This window comes from bacterium, from assembly GCA_030247525.1.
GTDB lineage: Bacteria > Electryoneota > JAOADG01 > JAOADG01 > JAOADG01 > JAOTSC01.
This window is the reverse complement of sequence record JAOTSC010000300.1, coordinates 1-1,663: the sequence shown is the minus strand read 5'-3', so window position 1 is coordinate 1,663 and position 1,663 is coordinate 1. Positions and strand designations below refer to the sequence as shown.

Below are 1,663 nucleotides of genomic sequence, written 5' to 3'. Positions count from 1 at the left end.
GCGTTGCTGTTCACCCCTTTCATCGGGGATATTCACTTTGATCATCGGCTTTTCTTTGAGTCGGCGTTAGTTGCGTGTCGCCCCAACGGAGCGAAAATTCCCCGAAAAATTCTTGCCTACGAAACACTATCGGAAACCAACTGGAATGCGCCGGGGTTGTCGCCCGCCTTTGCGCCGAATGTCTATTACGATATCTCTGAATACTTGGGAAAGAAAATCGAAGCGCTCGAGATTTTCGCTTCGCAAATGCAGGCGTTTCCCAACGAACGATCGATCGAAGCGGTCAAAGCACTGGCAACGTTGCGGGGCGCGACGGTGAATTGCCGCGCCGCCGAAGCATTTGTCTTAATACGAGAGATTTTATAAGTAGTAGCGCATTAACCTTCGATTTGACTGCGCGCATGGACAATGGAACGGTACAACGCAAGCAGGTTTTCCCGCGAGAATAGTTTCTGGCTATAGTTATGCCAGAGCAAAGTGAAGTCGCCGTTATACTTTTTGCAAATTGCCATCAGCTTGATTGATTCCGTAACAGTCTGCTGATAGGTGAGGTTCATGTAGTCTTTTCGGATAAACGACACATCCATCACAACTAACGGACGTTCGATCAATCGCAGCGGTTGGCGGCGTTCCACATCGTAGGTGCGATACTCATAACAGATGCCGCAACGAAAGCCCGGCTGTTCCGAAAAGGTTAACGTACTATCGTAATCTAAACCGGCCTCCTCCCAAACCCGCCAAGTAGTCGGCGCTCGCCATTGCAGATTATGTTGTCGCCCACCCCAAACGGTCTGCTCGATGCCTTCTTCAAGACAGGTGTTACGGATTCGAGTGACTTCCGTGCGAAAATTGTCCGCATCGTTGAAAGTAAAGTGACCGCCATGAACGCCGATTTCATGTCCTCGGCGATGAATCGCTCGCAGGATACCGCGCATTTCAGTGCGCTCGATAGGAAATTGATTTACGGTTTTTGGATGGGTTACGCCGGTGATAAAGTAAAACGCGCTCTTAATGTTATGTTCGTCTTCAATGTCCATCAATGCATCGTACGTGTAGGCAAAATCCTTTTGTACGCTTCCATGATTTACCTGAATCCAGTTGGCAAACCGTTGCAAGGGAAGAATGGGGTTTTTAATCACCGCCAAATCAACTAAGCACGCTCGCACGATCCGACTGAACTCTTTACCCAATTGTTCGAACGGGGTATCGACGTCATGGGAAGTGAGAAGGCGAAACTCGCGCGGTTTCCGTTCCAACTTCGGCCATAACTGCAATAAAAATCCCCAAAGCAACTCAATGTATTCATTAACGATTGGCCGGTTATAAAACCCCTCTTGCATAGCAAGAGTGGATTTGAGCGGGAAGCGCTTCATCGCATCGGCATCGTCGCGGAGATACTCCTCCATCCGCGACATCATAAAAAACGCCGATCCAAACACATCGAGTCCGAAAATTATCCGGTCGGAATCTATCTCAAGAAAGTAGCCGCTCTTCAATTTACCGCCATAAATAATCGGTAAATCGGGATTCGTCAGCTTCTCTTTAAACTCCGGTTCGATGACGTACCAATGTTCTAACGGCCGTTTGGGAAGCGCCGCCAAATCGATAATCCGGTCGGCAGGATTGGCGAACAGCATCTCGGTTATCGTGAGCGATGCTGTTT

2 protein-coding genes are annotated in these 1,663 nt (G+C 48.9%); one reads left to right on the top strand and one right to left on the bottom strand.

The features are described from left to right. Positions 1-366, top strand: a 366-nt coding sequence (locus tag OEM52_15195) for a PIG-L family deacetylase (protein ID MDK9701478.1), incomplete at its 5' end; no start/stop codon positions are given. Between the two features lie 11 nt (positions 367-377). Here OEM52_15195 and OEM52_15190 read toward each other — a convergent pair. Further along, positions 378-1,663, bottom strand: a 1,286-nt coding sequence (locus OEM52_15190; GenBank protein ID MDK9701477.1) for a polysaccharide deacetylase family protein, incomplete at its 5' end; no start/stop codon positions are given.